Annotated in this window: 16 protein-coding genes; 12 read left to right on the top strand and 4 right to left on the bottom strand. The window is 59.6% G+C overall.

The features are described from left to right. The first annotated feature begins 118 nt into the window (after positions 1-118). The gene (locus tag AWR36_RS05400) at positions 119-910 is read left to right on the top strand and encodes a UDP-2,3-diacylglucosamine diphosphatase (RefSeq protein WP_067082224.1); all 792 of its coding nucleotides are present in this window, start codon (positions 119-121) and stop codon (positions 908-910) included. Then, positions 907-2,583, top strand: coding sequence for a lysophospholipid acyltransferase family protein (locus tag AWR36_RS05395; protein ID WP_067082221.1), 1,677 nt, complete (start codon positions 907-909; stop codon positions 2,581-2,583). The genes AWR36_RS05400 and AWR36_RS05395 overlap by 4 nt, the downstream gene beginning before the upstream one ends. A 200-nt stretch (positions 2,584-2,783) precedes the next feature. On the opposite strand, the gene AWR36_RS05390 is transcribed toward AWR36_RS05395, so the two are convergent. From AWR36_RS05390 to AWR36_RS05380, 3 genes are all read right to left on the bottom strand, one after another. After that, complete coding sequence (locus AWR36_RS05390; RefSeq protein WP_067082218.1) at positions 2,784-4,055, bottom strand: aminotransferase class I/II-fold pyridoxal phosphate-dependent enzyme; 1,272 nt, start codon at positions 4,053-4,055, stop codon at positions 2,784-2,786. A 114-nt stretch (positions 4,056-4,169) separates the two neighbouring features. Beyond that, on the bottom strand, positions 4,170-5,060 hold the full coding sequence (locus AWR36_RS05385; protein ID WP_067082215.1) for a DUF6279 family lipoprotein: 891 nt from the start codon (positions 5,058-5,060) through the stop codon (positions 4,170-4,172). 150 nt (positions 5,061-5,210) lie between these two features. Beyond that, positions 5,211-6,596 (bottom strand): substrate-binding domain-containing protein, encoded by a 1,386-nt coding sequence (locus AWR36_RS05380; RefSeq protein ID WP_141398473.1) that lies wholly within the window; start codon positions 6,594-6,596, stop codon positions 5,211-5,213. A gap of 425 nt (positions 6,597-7,021) precedes the next feature. On the opposite strand from AWR36_RS05380, the gene nagK reads away from it, so the two are divergent. Genes nagK through AWR36_RS05360 form a run of 4 tightly spaced genes read left to right on the top strand, consistent with a single transcriptional unit; the run spans position 7,022 to position 11,558 of the window. After that, a complete protein-coding gene (gene nagK / locus AWR36_RS05375; RefSeq protein WP_067082209.1) occupies positions 7,022-7,969 on the top strand; it encodes an N-acetylglucosamine kinase in 948 nt (315 codons plus the stop codon). A gap of 21 nt (positions 7,970-7,990) precedes the next feature. Continuing rightward, on the top strand, positions 7,991-9,034 hold the full coding sequence (gene nagB-II, locus AWR36_RS05370) for a glucosamine-6-phosphate deaminase NagB-II (protein ID WP_231745259.1): 1,044 nt from the start codon (positions 7,991-7,993) through the stop codon (positions 9,032-9,034). 21 nt (positions 9,035-9,055) lie between these two features. Continuing rightward, the gene (gene nagA / locus AWR36_RS05365) at positions 9,056-10,183 is read left to right on the top strand and encodes an N-acetylglucosamine-6-phosphate deacetylase (RefSeq protein WP_096866618.1); all 1,128 of its coding nucleotides are present in this window, start codon (positions 9,056-9,058) and stop codon (positions 10,181-10,183) included. A 55-nt stretch (positions 10,184-10,238) separates the two neighbouring features. Next, positions 10,239-11,558, top strand: a complete 1,320-nt coding sequence (locus tag AWR36_RS05360) for a sugar MFS transporter (RefSeq protein WP_067082199.1) — start codon at positions 10,239-10,241, stop codon at positions 11,556-11,558. A gap of 149 nt (positions 11,559-11,707) precedes the next feature. Here AWR36_RS05360 and AWR36_RS05355 read toward each other — a convergent pair whose 3' ends face one another. Then, positions 11,708-12,754, bottom strand: coding sequence for a LacI family DNA-binding transcriptional regulator (locus AWR36_RS05355; protein ID WP_067082196.1), 1,047 nt, complete (start codon positions 12,752-12,754; stop codon positions 11,708-11,710). A gap of 307 nt (positions 12,755-13,061) precedes the next feature. Between AWR36_RS05355 and pgi the strand changes: the two genes are divergently transcribed. From pgi to gap, 6 genes are all read left to right on the top strand, one after another. Next, positions 13,062-14,726 carry a glucose-6-phosphate isomerase gene (pgi, locus tag AWR36_RS05350; protein WP_067082193.1) on the top strand — a complete coding sequence of 555 codons (1,665 nt, stop codon included), beginning with the start codon at positions 13,062-13,064 and terminating at the stop codon, positions 14,724-14,726. Between the two features lie 19 nt (positions 14,727-14,745). Continuing rightward, positions 14,746-16,563 (top strand): phosphogluconate dehydratase, encoded by a 1,818-nt coding sequence (gene edd, locus AWR36_RS05345; RefSeq protein WP_067082190.1) that lies wholly within the window; start codon positions 14,746-14,748, stop codon positions 16,561-16,563. Between the two features lie 83 nt (positions 16,564-16,646). Then, complete coding sequence (gene zwf, locus AWR36_RS05340) at positions 16,647-18,107, top strand: glucose-6-phosphate dehydrogenase (protein WP_067082187.1); 1,461 nt, start codon at positions 16,647-16,649, stop codon at positions 18,105-18,107. Positions 18,108-18,152: 45 nt separating this feature from the next. After that, positions 18,153-18,866, top strand: a complete 714-nt coding sequence (pgl, locus tag AWR36_RS05335) for a 6-phosphogluconolactonase (RefSeq protein ID WP_332835511.1) — start codon at positions 18,153-18,155, stop codon at positions 18,864-18,866. 75 nt (positions 18,867-18,941) lie between these two features. Continuing rightward, complete coding sequence (locus AWR36_RS05330; RefSeq protein WP_067082184.1) at positions 18,942-19,565, top strand: bifunctional 4-hydroxy-2-oxoglutarate aldolase/2-dehydro-3-deoxy-phosphogluconate aldolase; 624 nt, start codon at positions 18,942-18,944, stop codon at positions 19,563-19,565. 74 nt (positions 19,566-19,639) lie between these two features. Beyond that, positions 19,640-20,674, top strand: a complete 1,035-nt coding sequence (gene gap, locus AWR36_RS05325) for a type I glyceraldehyde-3-phosphate dehydrogenase (RefSeq protein ID WP_067082181.1) — start codon at positions 19,640-19,642, stop codon at positions 20,672-20,674. The last annotated feature ends 12 nt before the right edge of the window (positions 20,675-20,686 follow it).

Genomic DNA, 20,686 nt, shown 5'->3' with positions numbered 1-20,686 from the left:
TTGAAGGAGTTGAGCGCCAAAAGCTTTTGGGCACTGCAATATTACGGTCAATAAATCGCCCTCTGATTGTCATCTAATCCGGGCAAAGTGCGCGCAAAGCAATAAGCAGGGCTTTGCCATGAGCAACCGCTACCGCGCACTGTGGATCTCCGATGTGCACCTGGGCAGTAGGGACAGCGAGCCGCAGCGTCTGGCTGACTTCCTCGACCAGAACCGCGCTGATACGGTGTACCTGGTCGGCGATATCTTCGATATGAAGGCCATGGCCCAGGGTAAGGGCAGCTGGTGTCATAACTCCTCAATACTGATGAGCATGCTGGCTGAGCTGAGCAGCCAGACGCCGGAAGTCATCTATGTGCCGGGTAACCACGATGCGCCCATGCGCAGCTGGGCCGGCAAGCGACTGGGCAATATCCGCGTCGAGCGGGACTATGTACATGAGACTGCAAACGGCAAGCGCTACTGGGTCACGCACGGTGATCAGTTCGAACACGAGATTTCCATCAATCCTGTCAGTTACCACCTCGGTGACCAGAGCTATTACCTGCTCCTGCGCATGAACCGCTGGATCAACTACTGGCGGGGTCGCTTCGATCTGCCCTGGTGGTCCCTGGCCAATCACGTGAAGAATCGTGTCAATGCGGCCCGCCGCATTATGGAAAAGTTTGAGGATGTGGCCATTAAGGAGAGTGCCCGGAAGGGGCTCGACGGGGTGATCTGCGGTCATATTCATCGCGCCTCCATTCGGGAGGCCGGGAGCGATGATAACCGGATTATCTATGCCAACTGTGGTGACTGGGTGGATTCCATGACCGCGGTAGTCGAGCAACAGAGCGGAGAGCTGGACCTGCTGAACTGGCACCGCTCACCGAAAATTTCCCGGATCATGACGGAGGCTGTTGCGGCATGATTCAACTGGACACCCTGCTGGAAAAGAACCCCTGGTTCAGCCAAGCGCCGGAAAGGCCGACCCGCAAGCTGGCCACCGCCGCCCTGAAAAAGATCTGTTGCGAGGAGCACTTGCAGGCATTTGGTCGCCAGTACCCCCACCTGGGCGGGCTGGATTTTATCCGCCAGGTCTTCAATTCTTTCGAATTCCGCTATGACGTGAATCCGCTGGAGCTGGAGCGTATCCCCGCCAGCGGCCCGCTGGTGATTGTGTCCAACCATCCGCTCGGTAGTCTGGATGGGCTGGCGCTGATCGATATGGTGGCGCGGGTGCGCAAAGATGTGAAAGCCATCGCCAGCCAGCTCCTCTGGAACTTGGAACCGCTGCGCGGATACCTGCTGCCGGTGGACAACTTCAAGGGTCGCACCCGCCGGGGCGACGTGGAGGGAATCTATCAGTATCTGAATGCCGGTGGTGCGATTATTGTGTTTCCCGCCGGTGAGGTGTCCCGCCTGACCCCCAAAGGCGTGCGCGATGGTCGCTGGAACCCGGGCTTTGTGCGCTTTGCAGAAAAGACAGGAGCGCCGATTCTGCCCATACAGGTGCGCGGCCGCAATTCCTGGTGGTTTTACGGCCTGTCCATGGTCAACCGCCCGCTCTCGACACTATGGCTGATCCGGGAGATGTTCAAGCAGCAGCGGCGCAGTATCGATATCCGTATCGGCAACCCGGTGGCCGCGCAGCATGCACAGCAGTGGCCGCTGGCACCGAGGGCTCAGGCGGCCCTGTGGCGCAAGCATGTCTACCAGTTGCACCGTTCACCACAGGCCCTGGGTCCAGAGCCCATAGCCGCTGCCGAGCCGGTGGCAGAAGTTGCGGAGATGATCACTACCTGTGAAGAGCTGGTTCGTCAGGGAAACTTTACCGTGCGCTTATATCGGCAACGGCCGGATTGTCCGGTGATGCGCGAGCTCTCCCGGTTGCGGGAAATGACCTTTCGCGCGGTGGGTGAGGGCACAGGTCTCAGCCGGGACTGGGATGCGTTCGATGCCCACTACGATCACCTGTTGTTATGGGATGAGGACAGACAGCAGATTGCCGGTGCCTATCGCCTGGCAAAAACTGACGGTCTGACACCGGAGCAGGTGTATAGCAGCACCCTGTTTCATTACCGTCAGCCGCCAAGAGACAGCCTGCCGGGCTCGGCGGAGCTCGGGCGCAGTTTCCTGCAGCCCGAATACTGGCGCGGTCGCGGGCTGGACCTGCTGTGGTGCGGGATCGGCCAGTGGATTGCCCGCAATCAGGTGCGTTACCTATTCGGGCCGGTATCCATGCCCGGGGATTTCTCAGTGCGGGCCAAGTCCGCCATCGTGCGCTACTTCCTGCATCATTATGCGGCCGAGGCTCCGCTGGGCGATGCGCGTATACCCTTTGCGGAGGCGCGCAGTGATCTGCCGGTCCTGGGCGGTGATCCGGTACAGGACATGGTTCAGTTGAAAACACTGCTCAAAGAGGAGGGCGTGATGCTACCGCCACTATTTAGGAAGTACGCCTCTGTCACCAAGCCCGGCGGCACCAGCTTCCATGCCTTTAACGTGGATCCGGATTTCTGTGATTCGGTGGATGGCTTGGTGGTGGTGGACCTGGAGCAGGTGGATCCGAAGTTCGCCCGGCGGTATCTCGCCGATGTTTGAGTTGTGGTCCGGGAGGCGGTGGTGTTTATCGAGGGCAGTGGCGCTTAAGCACTGGGTCGGCCATTTCGAAAACGCACAGGTACGTCCCTGTATGCTCCGTCGGCGACGTCCCTGTCGCCGACGGTTTCGAAATGGCCGACCCAGCACTTTACCTTCGCATGCAGCCTGAGTGATTAATCAGGCTGTCGTCTAGCTACTTATCAAGATTCCAGCGCGTTGCGCACACTGGCCAGCTTTACGCACAGTACAAATACGGACATGGCCGTATCCAGCTCTTCCATCGGTGGGAAGCTGGGGGCGATGCGGATATTGCGATCTTCCGGATCCTTGCCGTAGGGGAAAGTGGCACCGGCGGGGGTCAGTTTGACGCCGGCATCCGCCGCCAGCTTCACCACGGCCCTGGCGCAGCCGGGGCGGGTATCGAAGGACACGAAGTAGCCGCCCTTGGGCTCTTCCCATTCGCCCAGATCCGAATCACCAAAAGCATCGCCCAGGTGCTTGAGCACCAGCGCGAACTTGGGTTGCAGGATCTTCGCGTGCTGTTTCATGTGATCCTTGAGCATCGAGAACTCGGGGAACAGGCGCGAGTGGCGCAGCTGGTTCACCTTGTCCGGACCGATGGTCATGGCCTGCATCTGTTGTTTCAGGGAAGCCAGGTTGGCCGGGCTCGCGCTGACAAATGCCACGCCCGCGCCTGCATGGGTCACCTTGGAAGTAGAGGCGAACTGCAACACGCAGTCCACTGTGTCGTTCTCAATAGTGGCAGTGCGGAGGTTGGGAAGGTTGACCTGCTGCTCCAGATCGTGGATCGCGTAGGCGTTGTCCCAGAAAATGCGGAAGCCGGGGTTGGCAATCTTGCCCAGGAGGGACAGGCGCTCAACGGTTACCTCATCGTAGGTAACCCCGGTGGGGTTGGAGAATTTCGGCACACACCACATGCCTATAATTTCCTGGTCTTCTTTCACCAGTTGTTCCACCGCATCCATATCCGGTCCGGTAGCGGTCATCGGGACATTGACCAGGCCGATACCCAGTTGTTCACAGATCGCGAAGTGACGGTCGTAGCCGGGCACCGGGCACAGGAACTTTGGCTCCTTCATTTCACGCCAGGGGGTATTGCCGGCAAAACCGAACAGGTAGCCGGTCAGGACTGCGTGATACATCAGGGTGAGGGAGCTGTTGCCGCCGGCGATGACCTCAGCGGTGGGGACCTGCAGGATGTCGGCACCCATTTCACGGGCACAGGTCAGGCCGTCCAGACCGCCGTAATTGCGTGTATCTGTCCCGTCGCCTGCACGGTATTCACCGCCCAGGATACCGTCGAGCTTGTCAGACAGGGTCAGCTGATCGGCGGAGGGTTTGCCGCGGGTAATGTCCAGGTTGAGCTCGTGTTGGCAGATGCGCTGGTATTGCGCACTCAGTTCTTTTTCCCACGCCTGTAACTGATCTCGGGTGGCGGAGTCGATACGCACAGGTTTTCCTCGCTTCGCTAAATGGAAGCGGCGAGCTTATCAGTCGCAGTGAGCGCTCGCCAGCGGAGGAGGGGCAAAACCACTTGCGGTCAGGTAAGTCAGGAGAAACTGTGGTCAGCGCTGGGCGAGGGTGCGGAAATCCACGGCATAGTCCCGCAAAGTCTCGGTCAAGTGACGGCGCTGTGCCGGCGTGGTGCTGGCCAGAAGCTCGCGACTGAGTTGCATCGCCTGCTTGCGTCGCTCGTCCTGCATACGCCGGTAATCCTCAGACCAGAGTTGTTCCGGATTGTGCATCAGGTCCAGTAGTTTGTCCTGGTATCCCGGTGGTTTCTCCCGCAGCAGGGAGATAAAGCGCGCTTGCCAGATCTGTCGCTGTTGATCCCGGATTAGCGGGTTGTAGGCCACTTGGTGGACAAAGGCGCCAATGAGTTGTTCCTGCCGTTCATTGATGGAACCGAGCCAGCGGCGGCTCTGTTTGCGGATGCGTTTGTTGCGACGCTCGCGAACTTTCTCCGGGGATGTCTGCCACTTTTCCAGCGACTCCATTCTCTTTTCCAGCAGGGCTTGCTCGAGCTCATCGATTTGCGCCGGTGTGAGCTGTGCGGTGAGCGGCAAAAGTTGCTGGTAGAGCTGACCGCTGGTGGTGTCCCAGAACTGATTGATGTCATCTTCCAGGGCGGGCAGGGAGACTTCCTCGAGATCGCCATTAGATGCTTCATACGCCAGCTGTTCCAGGAACTCGGCGTAGCGGGGTAGCTGGGTCTGCCGGTGCCAGATGTGGAAGCTTTCCAGGGACGAGGCCAGTTGGTCTTTCTGGTTGCGGTTGAGATCGACATAGTCATTCAGTTGCCAGCGCAACCAGGTGTCCAGTTGGTTGTAGGCAAACTGGATACTGGAGCAGCTCGTGAGCGCCAGCAGGCAAAACAGTGCCAGTAGCAGCCGCGCGGCGCGGCCGGTGAGGGATGCAGTAAAAGCGGTTGTGCCGGTAACGGTTTGAGTGGCCATCGTCTCTGCCCTGCGTACCGTGAACGCTTTGCTTATCATCTTTGTCCACTTGCGATGATCGATGCGCCAGAATGAAAACGCAGCGATTACCACAAATATAGTCGCCACCCTGGCGCCGCGGGGCGACGCTCCTGACCGGTGATCGCTCCCTCAGTCAGGGTTTCCTACGTCGCCGCTATCGATCCAGACTTCAACCCGGCTGTTTTTCACCGGCGCGTGCTCACTGTTGCTGGTGAGTGGCGCAAAGGCGCCGAGGGCAAGAATATCGCTGTCGCCCAGCTGGTGATCTCGCAGCAGGGCCCCCTGTACCTTGAGGGCGCGAAACCGGGAGATGATGTCGGATATCTTCTCATTGGATTTGCGATCCGAGAAGCCCACCAGTGTCAGGGTCAGCGCACGATCGGATTGCTCGATGTACTCCTGCAGGCGACGCAGGTCTTTCCGCGCGCGGCTGTCCAGCTCGGTGCTGCCGTCGGCGAAGCGGAAGGAAATGCTCAGGCGTTGGCCTCGCTCCATGAGGGCGCGATATTCCTCCGGTGCATTCGGATAGGGTGTCATCGACAGCGCGACAGGAGTCAAGTTGATAAACCCGGATTGGGCCACCAGTGCCTGGCCTGCCCTGCCTTCGACAAAGCGCAAGAAGCTCTCCACATGCGGATGGTATTGGCTCGGGTTCCTATACAGGTAGAGACGCCGGGTCAGGGGGAAATCTTCGGTAGCGATGATGCCCCGGTCCGGTATCACCGCAGACAGGTCCCCGGCCTTGATGGCCACCCTTCGGACATCTCCGGCGTCGGCGAACGGCAGGTAGCCGATAGCGCCGGGCTGTTGCAGGACGATCTGGTGGGTTTCAGCGTTACCGGAGACCTCGTGCACCCCGCGGGCGGCAGGATGGCCGCCGCCAAAAATCTCCTTGTCAAAGGTGGCCCGGGTGCCGGATTCGATATCGCGGTGCAGCGCGCGAATAGCCAGGTCGGGACCGCCCAGCTCGCGCCAATTGCGAATCTCGCCACGGTAGATCCCACGCAGCTGGCCAATGGTCAGTTGCGTTATCGGGTTACTGGCATGGACTGCAACTACCAGAGCATCCAGGCCAATGACGTGTTCCGCTTCTGCGCCGGACATGTTTCCAAAGCGGGCGAGTTTTTCGACCTCAGCGAGTTTGATCCGGCGCGAGGCCATACCGATATCGGCACTGGCGGAATCCAGGGCCTTGAACCCCGTACTGGAGCCTAGCGCCACAATGGGTACTGTGATCTCGCGGCCCTCCAAGCTGGCGTTGATCCAGTGACGCTCGCCCTCGCTGCGCTGGCGAATGTCAGTGGCACCCAGGTCGGCCAGGTAGCCACGTACAAGCAGCGGTGCCAGCTCGGCGCCGATGGTATTGGAGCCCGTCATGCGAAAGAGTGTCTGCGCCCCACGGGCGTCCTGGGCGTCCTGGGCTTCCTGGGCCTCTTGGGTCATAGCCCCGGCGCAAAAACACCAGACCAGCGCGGCAAGCAGTACCCGCTGCAACAAGCTCCCTGTAATGTTCAACTTGCGTAACCTCCTGTGTGTCCCTGAGCGGCCTCGCCGGTGAAGTACTGGCGCGCGCTTTATCGCAAAAATGTGTGACGTGGTTATTGCAGAAATTGTGAGGTGGTATGACGGCCCAGAGGGCAGGGAGCTGGCGGTGGCAATGGCGGCATATTTGTGGCTTCTGCCGCTGATAGAGTCGGTTGAGGTCTCCTATACTGCAGGTGATTGGGCAGAAGTTGTTTAAATTCTGTGCAAGTGTGCAGCGCAGTGCGGTATTAGTTCTATTTTTCTTGGGAAATGGGATGACAACGCTGTCATCCGTCCTGTAGTATCCAAGCTATTCGTACTGGCGCCTGCAATGCGTCAGCCGCGTTTCCCCGGGGGAAAAGTTGGGAAGCCCGGCGAGGACACATAACAATACAAAATCTTAGAGGCCGGTTTAGATGGTTGCTTTGAGAGACAGGGATACACTTTACATTGGCATCGACGGCGGCGGCAGCAAGTGCCGCGCCTCTGTGATCGATGCCGAAAACCGGGTACTCGGCACCGGAGTCGCCGGCCCTGCAAATCCCCTTCATGGCTATGCCCAGACGATTGATTCCATCGTCCGTTCCGCCGCCCTGGCGCTGGCCGATGCCGAGTTGCCACCGGATACCTTGAGCGAGCTGGTGGCAGGCGTCGGTCTTGCCGGCGTCAACATGCCGCGGCTCTACCACGAGATGGATTCCTGGGCGCATCCCTTCAAGAAGATGTATCTGACCACCGACCAGCACTCCGCCTGTCTCGGTGCCCACCGTGGTGGCGATGGCGCTGTCATCATTGCCGGCACCGGCTCCTGCGGTTATTCATGGGTCAATGGCCGCAGTCTCCTGGTCGGTGGCCACGGGTTTCCCCATGGCGACAAGGGCAGTGGCGCGTGGATGGGAATGGAAGCCATCAAGTATCTACTTATGGCCCTGGACGGCCTGGCTGAAGACTCACGCCTTAAAGATGAATTGTTGAAAGCCCTCGATGCCCGCGATGCCAACGAGGTATTCGAGAAGATCGGCGGCAAGTCCTCCAGCCACTACGCGCGGATGGCGGTGCCCGTGATCGAATGCGCGGAATCCGGTGATCCTGTGGCGGTGGCGATCGTTCGCGACGGCGCAGGCTACATCAGTGACCTGGCCGACAAGCTGTGGGAGCAGAAGCCCCCCAGGCTGTCCATGATCGGCGGCCTGGCGCCGCGCCTGCGTCCCTGGCTGGCCCCCCATGTGGTGGAGCGGCTGACCGATCCGCTGGATCCGCCGGAGGTGGGCTGCATGTACTTTGCCCAGCAGTCCCTGGCTCGCGAAGCCGAGGAAGTGAAGAGTGCAACGAACAAAGCGGGCAGCAGCGCCCTGTTTGGTTAACGGATAACGACTGAGAGTGATATGAGTGCAGCAAACACGGCAGAGGCAACACAGGTAGACAACGCGATGGTCACCACTGTGATGGAATCTGAGGCCCGCGAGGCGCCGGACCGCATTGCGGAGCAACTGCAGAACAACGCCCCCATGATGGCGGAGCTGGGACAGCGGCTGCGCCGCGAACCGCCGCGATTTGTCATGATTGTCGGTCGCGGTTCCTCCGATCACGCCGGGGTGTTCGCCAAGTACCTGATCGAGATCGAGACCGGAACTCCCACATTTGCCGCCGCGCCCTCCGTGTCCAGCGTTTACGGCCGCAAGCTGAAACTCGAGGATGCGCTGGTGCTGGTGATTTCCCAGTCCGGCCGCAGCCCCGATATCCTCGCCCAGGCCCGCATGGCCAAGGAGGCGGGTGCCTATGTGGTGGCGCTGGTTAACGACGAGTCTGCGCCCATCGGCGAGATCGTCGACCTGATGGTGCCCCTGAAAGCCGGGCCGGAAAAGGCGGTTGCCGCTACCAAGAGCTACCTCGCTACCCTGTCGGCAGTGCTGCAGCTGGTGGCGAACTGGACCCAGGACCAGGAACTGCTCTCCTCTGTCGAGGCATTGCCGCAAACCCTGCGCGAGGCGGTGAATTCTGAGATTCAGCTGCGGCCGGAGGATCTGGCGGCGGTGAAAAACCTGGTGGTGCTCGGGCGCGGCCCGGGTTACGGCATCACCCGCGAGCTGGCACTGAAGCTCAAGGAAGTCTGCAATATCCATGCGGAGTCCTTCTCCAGTGCGGAATTCCTGCACGGCCCGGTGACACTGGTAGAGCAGAAGCTGACCGTGGTGAACGTGCCGATCGAGGACGAGTCCTTTGAGGCTCACAGCGAACAGATTGCAGACATCATCCGCCGCGGCGGCACCCTGGTGAACCTGCACGTGCCGAGTAAAGGCGTGCATCCGCGTGTGGCGCCGTTGGCATTGCTGCAGCGTTTCTATATCGATGTGGCCCATGTGGCAGTGAGTCGGGGTATCAACCCGGATGAGCCGGCTGGTCTCAAGAAAGTCACCCAGACAGTCTGAATGCCGGGAAGGAAAGTAGACGTGGCGCGTACCCTGATCGCGGAAAAGTTGTTCGATGGCGAGAGTATCCGCACGGATGTCGCTATCACGCTGGGCGACGATGGCCGTATCGCCGAGCTTGGGGGGGAAGCCCCTGCGGGTGCTGTGCGCCTGCAGGGACTGGTGGCCCCAGGGCTTGTGGATGTGCAAGTGAACGGTGGCGGCGGTGCGCTGTTCAACAATGACCCGTCCATCAATGCGCTGGGCAAAATGAGTACGGCGCATGCCCGTTATGGCACCACCGGTTTCATGCCGACCCTGATCACCGACGAGGTGGCGGTCATGCAAGATGCCGCTGAGGCGGTTAGTGCCGCGATCCGCGAATCTGTGCCAGGGGTTCTCGGGGTGCACTTCGAGGGGCCGCACCTGAGTGCGCCCAAGAAGGGAACCCACGAAGAGCGGTTTATCCGTCCGCTGACGGATGAAGAATTTGGAATTTACGCCCGGGACGACCTGGGTATCAAGATGGTGACACTGGCCCCCGAGAATGTTGACCCGGTGGATATCCGCAAGCTGGTGGAGCTGGGGGTGAAAGTCTGTCTTGGCCATTCCAATGCCGACGGTGCAACCGTAGCGGCGGCGCTGGAGGCGGGGGCGACCGGCTTTACCCACCTGTACAACGCCATGTCGCCACTGCATTCCCGCGAGCCGGGCATGGTTGGCATGGCCCTGATCAGTGACGAGGCCTGGTGCGGCCTTATTGCTGACGGTCACCATGTCAGTGCCGAAGCGATGCGGCTGGCGATCAAGGCGAAGCCGAAAGGCAAGATCATGCTGGTCACCGATGCCATGTCGCTGGTGGGCAGTGAGCAGACCAGCTTTCCGCTGTTTGATCGCGTGGTGACACGGGAGGGGGACAAGCTGACTTCCACCACCGGTGAGCTCGCTGGCTCTCACCTGGATATGATCAGCGCGGTGCGTAACACGCACCGCTGGTGTGGTGTCGATCTCTTTGAAGCACTGCGTATGGCCTCTCTGTATCCGGCCCGGTTCCTCGGCTACGAGGGTGGGTGTGTTACCGAGGGTGGCCCCGCAGACCTGATTTTGCTGAATGACGAACTCCAGGTTCAAAAGACCTGGATTTCCGGCCGGGAAGTATTTGCCGGGTAGACGACCGGCTCCACGACCGTGGCGAAGACCACGACAACGATAATAAAGGTGCTCTATGGAAACTGCAGTCCTGCAACAAAGCGAATCGAGAAGAAGCAGCCTGCTGCCGATGGCCATCATCGGTATGTTGTTTTTTATTTTCGGGTTTGTGACCTGGTTGAATGGGTCACTGATCCCATTTCTGAAAGTCCTCTGTGAGCTGAACGAGTTCCAGGCACTGTTCGTTACCTTCGCCTTTTATATCGCCTACACGGTCATGGCATTGCCGATGTCTTATATCCTGCGGCGTACTGGTTACCGCGACGGTATGGCGATTGGCCTCGGCATCATGGGCGTGGCTTCGCTGATTTTTATCCCCGCCGCCCAGACCGGTAGCTACCCCGTATTCTTGCTGGCTCTCTTTGGCCTCGGCGCTGGCCTGACAATCCTGCAAACGGCCTCTAACCCCTACGTGGTGAAAGTGGGGCCGGCCGAAAGTGCGGCCACCCGTATTGCGGTGATGGGCATCATTAACAAGGGTGCCGGCATACTGGCGCCAATCGCGTTCACTGCCCTGGTGTTGTCGGGTCTGGCGGATTTCAATACTGAGGCTATCAGCAAGCTGGGTGAAGCCGAGCGGGCGGCAAAACTGGAGGAAGTCTCCAACCGCCTGATCATGCCGTACATCTATATGGCGGCACTGCTGTTCCTGCTGGTGGGCCTGGTGAAGCTTTCCGGCTTGCCCGACATCGAGGAGGAGACCGGCGAGCATACTGAGGAAAAGTCCGGCATTCTGCAGTACCCGCAGGTGGTCCTGGGTGCACTGGCCCTGTTTGCCTACGTGGGCGTTGAAGTGATCGCCGGTGACACCATCGGTCTCTACGGTGAGCGCCTGGGCCTTGCCAATTACGCCTCACTCACCTCCTACACCATGGTATTTATGGTGATCGGTTACCTGATCGGCGTGTTTGGTATTCCCCGTTTTATCAGTCAGCAGCAGGCACTGTTCGGCTCTGCCATTGCCGGCAGTTTGTGTGTCATGGGTGCCCTGTTTGGATCTTCGGAAAGCACGGCTATTGCCAGCGTGCTGTGGGGTTGGAGCGGTGTACCCATGGTGCCGGACACGGTCGCCTTTGTCGCCCTGATGGGGCTTGCTCACGCCCTGGTATGGCCGGCTATCTGGCCGCTGGCGCTGCAGGGGCTGGGGCGCTTCACCGCCCAGGGTTCCGCGCTGCTGATTATGGGTATTGCGGGTGGTGCCATTATCCCGCTTGGGTTCGGCAAGCTGGCCCACGCCGCAGAGAGTACCCAGGTAGGCTACTGGGTCGCACTGCCCTGTTATCTGTTCATCCTGTTCTACGCCCTGAAGGGGCACAAGATGCGCAGCTGGAAGTGAATCCCCAATCGATGAATTTGTAACCCCGAGTGTCTGTTTAAGTCTCTCTGTTTCTCGTTGGTTCTCGTCATCTTGCCCTCAATATTGAGGGCTTTTTTTTAAGTGGAATTCGGTTGTGGCAAGAGGAGGGGGCAGCCCGCCATGGTCGATCAGGAGGGGGCGGGGCCGCTGTAGTCGCGTTCGACCAGAGAGGGGGTAAAGGTGCGTTGAATGCCCGCCTCTTTGCTGGCGGAGCCGCTCTCGGCTGCGCCCTTGCTGCGGGCCTTGCTGAGCACCAGGGCCGCTGCGCACTTGGCAATTTCGTTGTTGGGCTGGTGGGCGGTGGTCAGTTTCGGCCAGGTCTGGCGGGAGAAGGGGCTGTCCTCGAAGCCGACAATGGACAGCTGTGCCGGGATGTCGATATTCATCAGTCGCGCCGCGAATAGCGCACCAGCGGCCATTTCATCGTTGCTGGCAAAGATGGCTGTGGGCGGATTGTCTGACTGCAGCAGCTTCTTGGCTCCCTGCACCCCCGAGTCAAAGGAGTACTCACCTTTAAGAATCAGCTCCTGTTGCGGGGCAATGCCGCCGTCTTGCAGGGCACGTTTGAAGCCATCCAGTCGGCCGTGGGTAGAAACGTGCTCCTCGCCACCACAGAGAAAGCCGATGCGCTTGTGCCCCTGGTCGAGCAGGTGTTTGGTCAGCTCGTAGGCTGCACTGCTGTCATCCACCTGAATACAGTTGTCTTCGTCTTTCTGTGCAGCCTCGGAAGACACGATGCGGACATAGTCCACACCGAGTTTCTTGACTGTCTCGATCACTTCGGGTGTTTCCGAAAAGGGCGGTGTCAGGACCAGCCCGGCCACTTTGGAGTGTTCCACCAGATCTTCCAGTTCCTTATGCACGTCGGGTGACTTGGAATTGCTCGGGTGGATCAGCAGTTCGTAACCCCTGGCTTTACACGCGTCCAGGATGCCGTTCTGCATATCGATGACGTAGTAGGCGTTGGGGTTATCGTAGATAAAGGCGATGGTGTAGGAGCGGGTGCCGGCCAGGTTGCGGGCGGCCAGATTCGGCTGGTAGTTAAGCTCCTTGACGGCGTCCATAACCTTCTTCTTGGTGGCTGGGCGCACCGAGGGCTCATTGTTGATGACCCGGGACACGGTCTTGATGGAGACGCCGGCCTTGGCCGCGACATCATTGATAGTGACTTTCATTGAGGGCGCTGATCCTTATTGTTTGCGGCCCCGCAGTGCGTTCCTCGCGGGCCAAGGGGTGGCATTTTAGCAGCAAAAAACACCTCGTTGGGCGCAGGTGGCAGCCTGCGGGGGGGGCTTTGCGGCTCACGACACATCCTGAAATTTTACTACAAGAGTGGATTGACAGCGTTGTCTCTCTGTGGGACTCTCTAGTCGAAATGACAGCGTTGTCATCCCGGTTTTTGAGAGGTGGCGCTAGTCAATAAGCAAGAATAATTCGACCTTGCGGCCCTGACTCCCATGGGCCGCATTTATTGGGGGCACTATGGATATTACTCAAACCCAAAGCTGGCGCGAGCTGGAGGCGCTGACCGGGCGAATGCGCAACACCCATCTGCGGGACCTGTTTGCGACTGATCCCGCGCGCGCCAAGCGCTATTCCCTCGAGCTGCCCTCGTTTCTGCTGGATTACTCCAAAAACCTTGTGGATGACGGGGTTTTTGTAAATTTATTACAGCTGGCGCGCGAGGCGGAAGTGGAGCGCTGGCGGGACCGGATGTTCTCCGGTGTGCCCATCAATCGCACCGAGGGGCGGCCAGTTCTGCACCCGGCGCTGCGCGGCAGTGTTGCCGGGGAAGTGAGCTGGAATGGTGAGGCAGTGGCCGCCGCGGTGGAGGCCGAACTACATCGCTTGAAAGGTTTTGTAAATTTACTACATAATGGCGGCCTGTCAGGCTGCACCGGCAAACCGGTGACCGATGTGGTGAATCTCGGCGTCGGTGGCTCCCATTTGGGGCCGCAGATGGTGATTGAGGCCCTGCGTGAGTTTCGAAAGGGCGGGGTGGATGTGCACTTCGTATCGAACGTGGATGGCGCCCAGTTGACCGATGTTCTTCAGCGCCTCGATCCAGAAACGACGCTGTTCCTGGTCTCATCGAAGACGTTCTCTACATTGGAGACCCTGACCAACGCGCAGAGCGCGCTGGAATGGCTGCAGCCATTGGGTGCACGGGAAGAATTGCTTCGGCGGCACTTTGTCGCCGTGACGGCCAGCCCCGAGCGGGCGCGGGCATTCGGCATAGAGGCGGACAAGACTTTCCGCTTCTGGGACTGGGTCGGGGGACGCTTTTCGGTCTGGTCTGCGATTGGCCTGCCAGTGGCAATCGCGGTCGGATTTGATGGTTTTCGGGCCCTGCTGGATGGGGCGGCTGAAATGGATCGGCATTTCCAGCAGGCGCCGCTGGAGGAGAATGCGCCGGTACTGATGGCCCTGCTCAGTGTCTGGTACTGCACTTTTATGGGCTATCCGGCCCATGCGGTACTTCCGTACGACCAGGCCCTGCATATGTTGCCGGCCTATCTGCAGCAGGCGGAGATGGAGAGCAATGGCAAATCTACCACCAGGGCAGGGGAGGAGGCAGCGTACGCGACAGGCCCCCTAATATGGGGTCAATTGGGAATCAACGGTCAGCACGCTTTCTACCAGTACCTGCACCAGAGTCCCGCCATCGTGCCCGCCGATTTCGTCGGCAGCGTTGCTCCAGGACATGAACTGGAGGGGCACCACGAGATTCTGCTGGCCAATATGCTGGCCCAGAGCCAGGCGCTGATGAATGGGGTGAGTCGGGAGGAGGTGGTCGCCGAGCTGACATCCCGGGGGCTGGATCAGGCCGAAGTGGCTGCCATGGCGCCATTCAAGGTGCATCGGGGGAGTCGGCCGAGCAACACGATTCTGATGAAGAAGCTGACCCCGCACTCTTTGGGGGCGCTGATTGCCCTCTACGAGCACAAGATTTTTGTGCAGGGTGTCATCTTACAAATTTATTCTTTCGATCAGTGGGGCGTGGAACTGGGTAAAGGCCTCGCCGCGGCACTACAACCAAAGCTGGAGAGTGGTGATCTGCGGGAAGAGGACGCTTCCACGGCGCGCCTGATCGAATACTACCGGCAGGCAAAAGCCGGTGCCGCCAAGGCGGAGTTCGCTGGATAAACAAAAGAGCATAAGGGTTATGGTGCAGAGCAAGGTTCAAGCAGTTACGCAGCGTATCATCGAGCGCAGTGAGGAAACCCGAGGGGAGTATCTGGCGCAAGTGGAGCGCGCTCATATCAAGGGGCGTGCCAGCAGCCATCTCTCCTGCGGTAACCTGGCCCACGCCATCGCTGCCTCAAGTGAGCGCGACAAGGACCTGATTGCCTCCGGCCGTGGCCCCAACCTCGCTATTGTGACGGCCTACAACGATATGTTGTCGGCGCACCAGCCCTACGGCACCTATCCGGACCTGATCAAGAAGGCCGCAACCAGCAACGGCGCCTCGGCGCAGGTTGCCGGTGGTGTGCCGGCCATGTGCGACGGCGTGACCCAGGGCCGCGCCGGCATGGAGCTCAGTCTCTTCTCCCGCGATGTGATCGCCATGGCGACTGCAATCGCTCTCTCCCACGATGTATTCGAGGGAGCTTTTTATCTCGGGATCTGCGACAAAATCGTGCCGGGCCTGGTGATCGGCGCATTGTCGTTCGGCCACCTGCCGGCGATGTTTGTGCCCGCTGGTCCCATGCCTACCGGTCTCTCCAATGCGGAGAAAGCCCGGGTACGCCAGTTGTATGCCGAGGGCAAAGTGGGTCGCAAGGAGTTGCTGGAGGCCGAGAGTGCTTCCTACCACAGCCCGGGCACCTGTACGTTTTATGGCACTGCCAACAGCAACCAGATGCTGGTGGAAATTATGGGCCTGCAGCTACCGGGCAGCTCTTTCGTGAACCCGGGCACCGAGCTGCGTCAGGCGCTGAACGAGGCGGCGGTCAAGCAGCTGGTGCAGGTCACTGAGCCCAGCCAGCATACGCCAATTGCAAAAATCCTGACCGAGAAGGCCTTCGTCAACGGTATCGTCGGTCTTCTCGCCACGGGTGGCTCCACCAATCACACCCTGCACCTGATCGCCATGGCGCGCGCCGCCGGCATCCAGATTACCTGGCAGGATATGGCCGAGCTGTCCGAGGTGGTGCCGCTGATGTGTCACGTTTACCCGAACGGCACAGCGGACATCAACCATTTTGCCGCGGCCGGTGGCATGCAGTTCCTGATCCGCGAGCTATTGGATGGAGGTCTGCTACACGATGACGTCCATACCGTGCTCGGCGAGTCCGGCCTCAAGCCCTACTGCCACGATCCTTTCCTGAGCGAAGACAAGCAATCCGTCGTCTGGCGTCCGACAGTGGAAGAGACCGGCGACGCGACGATCCTGCGTCCGGTCAGCGACCCGTTCTCCGGCCATGGCGGCCTGCAGTTGCTGGACGGCAACCTGGGACGCAGCGTGATCAAGGTGTCGGCACTCAAATCCGACCAGCTCTATATCAAAGCGCCGGCAATCGTTTTCGAGAGCCAGGACGAGCTGCTGGAGCGTTTCAAAGCCGGTGAACTGGAAAAGGACTTTGTTGCGGTCGTGCGTTTCCAGGGGCCGCAGGCGATTGGCATGCCTGAGCTGCATAAACTCACCCCGACACTCGGTGTCCTGCAGGACCGTGGTTTCAAGGTGGCACTGGTGACCGACGGTCGTATGTCCGGAGCTTCCGGCAAGGTGCCGGCGGCAATTCACATGTCACCGGAGGCTGTCGAGGGCGGCACTATTGCCAAGGTCCAGGACGGCGATGTTATCGAGCTGGATGCCAATGCGGGCAAACTGGTGGTGCATGTGGACGATGCCGAGCTCGAGGCCCGCCCGGCGCCGGAGGTAGACCTGAGCGCGCACTCCAACGGTATGGGCCGTGAGCTGTTCAAGAATATGCGTGCGCTTGCCACGGGTGCTGAGAGCGGGGCGAGCATTCTCTACTGATCGCTGCGAGCGTTTTATGCGCAGCTGATCACGGATGGCGCGATGCGCCAATTAAATGACAGGGAAACTGACAGAGAATATTTATGGCCAATCCCTTCGATATGGTTTTGTTTGGCGGCGGCGGCGACCTTGCCCTGCGCAAGCTGATACCGGCGCTCTACCGTGCCCATCTGGAAGGCAGTCTCCACGAGGGCTCACAGATCTTTCCGGTTTGCCGCCGGCAGGAGGACGCGGACAGTTATCTGGACACCGCTCACAATGCCCTGAAAACACACCTGCGGGACAGCGAATATTCCGACGAAGGCTGGAACGAATTCAAAACCCGTCTGCGTGCGGTAGCACTGGATATTGCCGAACCCGATGAAAAATGGGACCACCTGGCGGACTTGCTGGGTGGCGACACCGAACGCGCCCGTATTTTTTACCTGGCGATTCCACCGGCGGTGTTTGGTCCCTGTTGCGAAAACCTGTCTGTCAAAGGTTTGATTCACGAGCAGTCGCGGGTGGTGGTGGAAAAGCCGCTCGGCTACAACGCCAAGACCTCGGATGAGATCAACAGCAAGATCGCGACCTATTTTCCGGAAAAAGACATCTTCCGGATCGACCATTACCTGGGTAAAGAAACTGTCCAGAATCTGCTGGCGCTGCGTTTTAGCAATGTGTTGTTCGAGCATTTGTGGGACGCCCAGACTATCGACCACATCCAGATCAGTATTTCTGAAACTGTCGGCCTCGAGGGCCGCGCGGGCTTCTACAACGAAGCCGGTGCCCTGCGGGACATGGTGCAAAACCACCTGCTGCAGCTGCTGTGCCTGATTGCGATGGAATCTCCCAACCGCATGAATGCGAAAAATATCCGTGCGGAAAAGATCAAGGTGCTGGAAGCACTGCGCCCGCTGGTGGGTATCGAGGTGGATGAGAATATTGTGCGCGGCCAGTACGTCGCCGGTGGTATCGGTAACCAGCTGGTACCCGGCTACCTGGAAGAACTCGACGCGGCTTCGAGCAACACGGAAACATTCGTCGCCATTCGCGCGCATATCGATAACTGGCGTTGGGCCGGTGTGCCTTTCTACCTGCGTACCGGAAAACGCATGGAAAAGCGCTGTGCGGAAATCGTAATCCAGTACAAGAAGGTCTCCCACAACGTCTATGACAAGTCCGCTGGTGAGGCAGTGCCAAATCGTCTCGTAATTCGCCTGCAGCCGGAGGAGAGCATCAAGCTGGTCCTGATGGCGAAGAAGATGGACAGCATCGAGATGGAGCTGCAGCCGGTCGAATTGAACCTCAGCCTCTCCGACACCTACGACAGCATCCGCAGCGATGCCTACAAGCGGCTGATGCTGGACGCCGCTGCCAACAATCCTGCGCTGTTTATCCACCGCGATGAGGTTGCCGCGGCTTGGGCGTGGGTGGATCCCATTATCGAACACTGGCGCGCAACCGGCGATCAGCCGTGTCTGTACCGGGCTGGCAGCTGGGGACCGCAAGCCGCTGAGGACCTGCTGCGGTTGGATGGCCGCGCCTGGGTGAACGCCAAATAAACCAGTGACGGAACGTCGAACAACTACGAGATCGAGGCAAAGGCCATGATGATTGAGGAAAAGTTTTTCCCGGACCGTGAGCGATTGGTTCAGGCGCTGGCCAACGATTGCGCCAGCAAGTTGCAACAGGGAATCAGGGAACACGGCCAGGCCAGCTTTCTCGTTTCCGGGGGCAGCACGCCGGAGCCTGTCTACCGCGAACTCTCCAAGCGTCCGCTGCCCTGGTCTGACATTACCGTGGCTCTGGTGGACGAGCGCTGGGTCGAAAAGTCGGAGAGCGGCAGTAACCACGCGTTTATCGAGAAGAGCCTGCTGCAGAACGCCGCCGCAGACGCACCTTTTCTCGGCATGAAAACCCCCCACGCAACTGCTTCCGAAGGTGAAGCGGATTGCGGGCGAGCCTATAGCGAGCTGCCGCGCCCCTTCGATGTGTGCATTTTGGGGATGGGCGGCGACGGCCATACCGCCTCGCTTTTTCCCCATGCCGAAGGGCTCGAGGCAGCCCTGGATGTGAAGGGGACACAGCTGTGCAAGGCAATTACCGCCCGGCAGAGCGAGGTCACCGGTGTTCATACCGAGCGTATGACCCTGACTCTCGCCGCCATCCTGCAGGCACGAGACATCAAGTTGCTGATTACCGGTGAGGACAAGCTGAAAGTCTACCGGGAGGCGCTGCTGGGTAGCGATGAACAGGAGATGCCGATTCGCAGCATTCTGAAGCAGGGCCTAAAGGCGGTGACCGTTTACTGGGCGCCCTGAGCCCAGATGAGTCTTACTGGAAATTAATAAAAAGTGAAGGGGCGGCAGTCGTTCCCTGAAAACTGGAAGTCAATCATGCAGAAACAGCTTGCCGAAATTCTGGCGCAGGCCGGCATCGTACCGGTGCTGGTGATCAACAAAGTCGACGATGCCCTGCCGTTGGCACAGGCTCTGGTCGAGGGTGGTCTGAATGTGCTGGAGGTGACCCTGCGTACAGAAGCGGCACTGAAGGCAGTAGAAGAGATTGCCAGGCATCTTCCGGATGCGCACGTGGGAACCGGCACTGTACTGAATGCCGCAGATCTGCAGCGCTCCGTGGACGCGGGTGCGACATTCATGGTCAGCCCGGGCGCCACCGAAACATTGCTGGACGCGGCTGAGAACCATGAAGTGCCGCTGCTGCCTGGCGCTTCCACTGCGTCCGAGGTGATGCGTCTGCTGGAGCGCGGTTATCGCTACCAGAAATTTTTCCCGGCGGAGGCTGCCGGGGGTGTGCCCATGCTCAAGTCGCTGGCTGGCCCCCTGTCGCAAGTACAGTTCTGCCCCACTGGCGGCATTGGCCCGGGTAACGCCGGCGACTATCTGGCGCTGCCCAATGTTATCTGCGCTGGCGGTTCCTGGATGGCCTCGGCAAAGCTCGTGGAAGAAAAGCGTTGGGATGAGATTACGCGATTGGCGAAAGGTGCCGCCGCTCTGTAAATGCAGGGCGCGAGCACAGCGTTGAAGCTGACCGTATTAGTGACGAATAAATTTATAAAATTGAGGCAATCGACATGAAACTGAAAATAGCGATTAACGGCTATGGCCGTATCGGCCGCAATGTCACCCGCGCAATCTACGAGTCTGGCTACAATGACCGTGTTCAGCTGGTGGCTATCAACGATCTGGCCCCGGTAGAGTCCAATGCGCACCTGACCCGTTTTGATACGATTCACGGCCGCTTCAATACGCCGGTCTCGGTGGAGGGCAGTGACCTGCTGATTGGCGGTGATCGCGTGCGGGTGTGTCAGGAACGTGACCCTGCACAATTGCCCTGGTCCGAACTGGAAGTGGATCTGGTGCTTGAGTGCACCGGCCGCTTCACTACCAAAGAGACTGCGTCGGCCCACATGAAAGCCGGCGCTCGGGCGGTGCTGATCTCCGCGCCCTCCAAGGACGCGGACCTGACCGTTGTCTACGGTGTGAACGATGACAAGCTGACCGCCGAGCACAAGGTGGTTTCCAATGCGTCCTGTACCACCAACTGCCTGGCACCGGTCGCCAAGGCCCTGCACCGTGCACTGGGTGTTGAACGGGGTTTCATGACCACCGTGCACGCCTACACCAACGACCAGAACACCCAGGATGCAGTGCACGCTGATATCTATCGTGCCCGTGCTGCCGCCGACAATATGATTCCCACCAAGACCGGTGCCGCCGCTGCGGTCGGTCTGGTGCTGCCGGAATTGAAAGGGCGCCTGGATGGCATGGCTGTGCGAGTACCGGTGAGCAATGTGTCCCTGGTGGATTGCCAGTTTATTGCCGGTCGCGACACTACTGTTGAAGAGGTGAATGAGATCATGAAGGAGGCCGCTGCAGGTAGCCGCGGAGTGCTTACTTACTGTGATCAGCCGCTGGTTTCCGTGGACTTCAACCACACCACTGCATCCAGCCATTTCGATGCCAATCACACCCGGGTGAACGGTAACCTGGTGAAAGTAATGGCCTGGTATGACAATGAGTGGGGCTTCTCCCACCGCATGTTGGACACCAGCCTGGCCATGGCCGAGGCTCTTCAGCTGCAGGCCCAGGTCGCAGAGACCGCCTGAAGCTGTAAGAGA

It is taken from the genome of Microbulbifer flavimaris (assembly GCF_001641755.2).
In the GTDB taxonomy this organism is placed as follows: domain Bacteria; phylum Pseudomonadota; class Gammaproteobacteria; order Pseudomonadales; family Cellvibrionaceae; genus Microbulbifer; species Microbulbifer flavimaris.
The sequence above is the reverse complement of the archived record's forward strand: the minus strand, read 5'-3'. Positions and strand labels throughout refer to the sequence as shown.

Excerpts from the sequence above, each read along its gene's own strand:
- AWR36_RS05400 (WP_067082224.1), top strand. The coding sequence starts at position 119 with ATGAGCAACCGCTACCGCGCACTGTGGATCTCCGATGTGCACCTGGGC.
- AWR36_RS05395 (WP_067082221.1), top strand. The coding sequence starts at position 907 with ATGATTCAACTGGACACCCTGCTGGAAAAGAACCCCTGGTTCAGCCAA.
- AWR36_RS05385 (WP_067082215.1), bottom strand. The coding sequence starts at position 5,060 with ATGGCCACTCAAACCGTTACCGGCACAACCGCTTTTACTGCATCCCTC.
- nagK (WP_067082209.1), top strand. The coding sequence starts at position 7,022 with ATGGTTGCTTTGAGAGACAGGGATACACTTTACATTGGCATCGACGGC.
- nagB-II (WP_231745259.1), top strand. The coding sequence starts at position 7,991 with ATGAGTGCAGCAAACACGGCAGAGGCAACACAGGTAGACAACGCGATG.
- AWR36_RS05360 (WP_067082199.1), top strand. The coding sequence starts at position 10,239 with ATGGAAACTGCAGTCCTGCAACAAAGCGAATCGAGAAGAAGCAGCCTG.
- AWR36_RS05355 (WP_067082196.1), bottom strand. The coding sequence starts at position 12,754 with ATGAAAGTCACTATCAATGATGTCGCGGCCAAGGCCGGCGTCTCCATC.
- pgi (WP_067082193.1), top strand. The coding sequence starts at position 13,062 with ATGGATATTACTCAAACCCAAAGCTGGCGCGAGCTGGAGGCGCTGACC.
- edd (WP_067082190.1), top strand. The coding sequence starts at position 14,746 with ATGGTGCAGAGCAAGGTTCAAGCAGTTACGCAGCGTATCATCGAGCGC.
- zwf (WP_067082187.1), top strand. The coding sequence starts at position 16,647 with ATGGCCAATCCCTTCGATATGGTTTTGTTTGGCGGCGGCGGCGACCTT.
- pgl (WP_332835511.1), top strand. The coding sequence starts at position 18,153 with ATGATGATTGAGGAAAAGTTTTTCCCGGACCGTGAGCGATTGGTTCAG.
- AWR36_RS05330 (WP_067082184.1), top strand. The coding sequence starts at position 18,942 with ATGCAGAAACAGCTTGCCGAAATTCTGGCGCAGGCCGGCATCGTACCG.
- gap (WP_067082181.1), top strand. The coding sequence starts at position 19,640 with ATGAAACTGAAAATAGCGATTAACGGCTATGGCCGTATCGGCCGCAAT.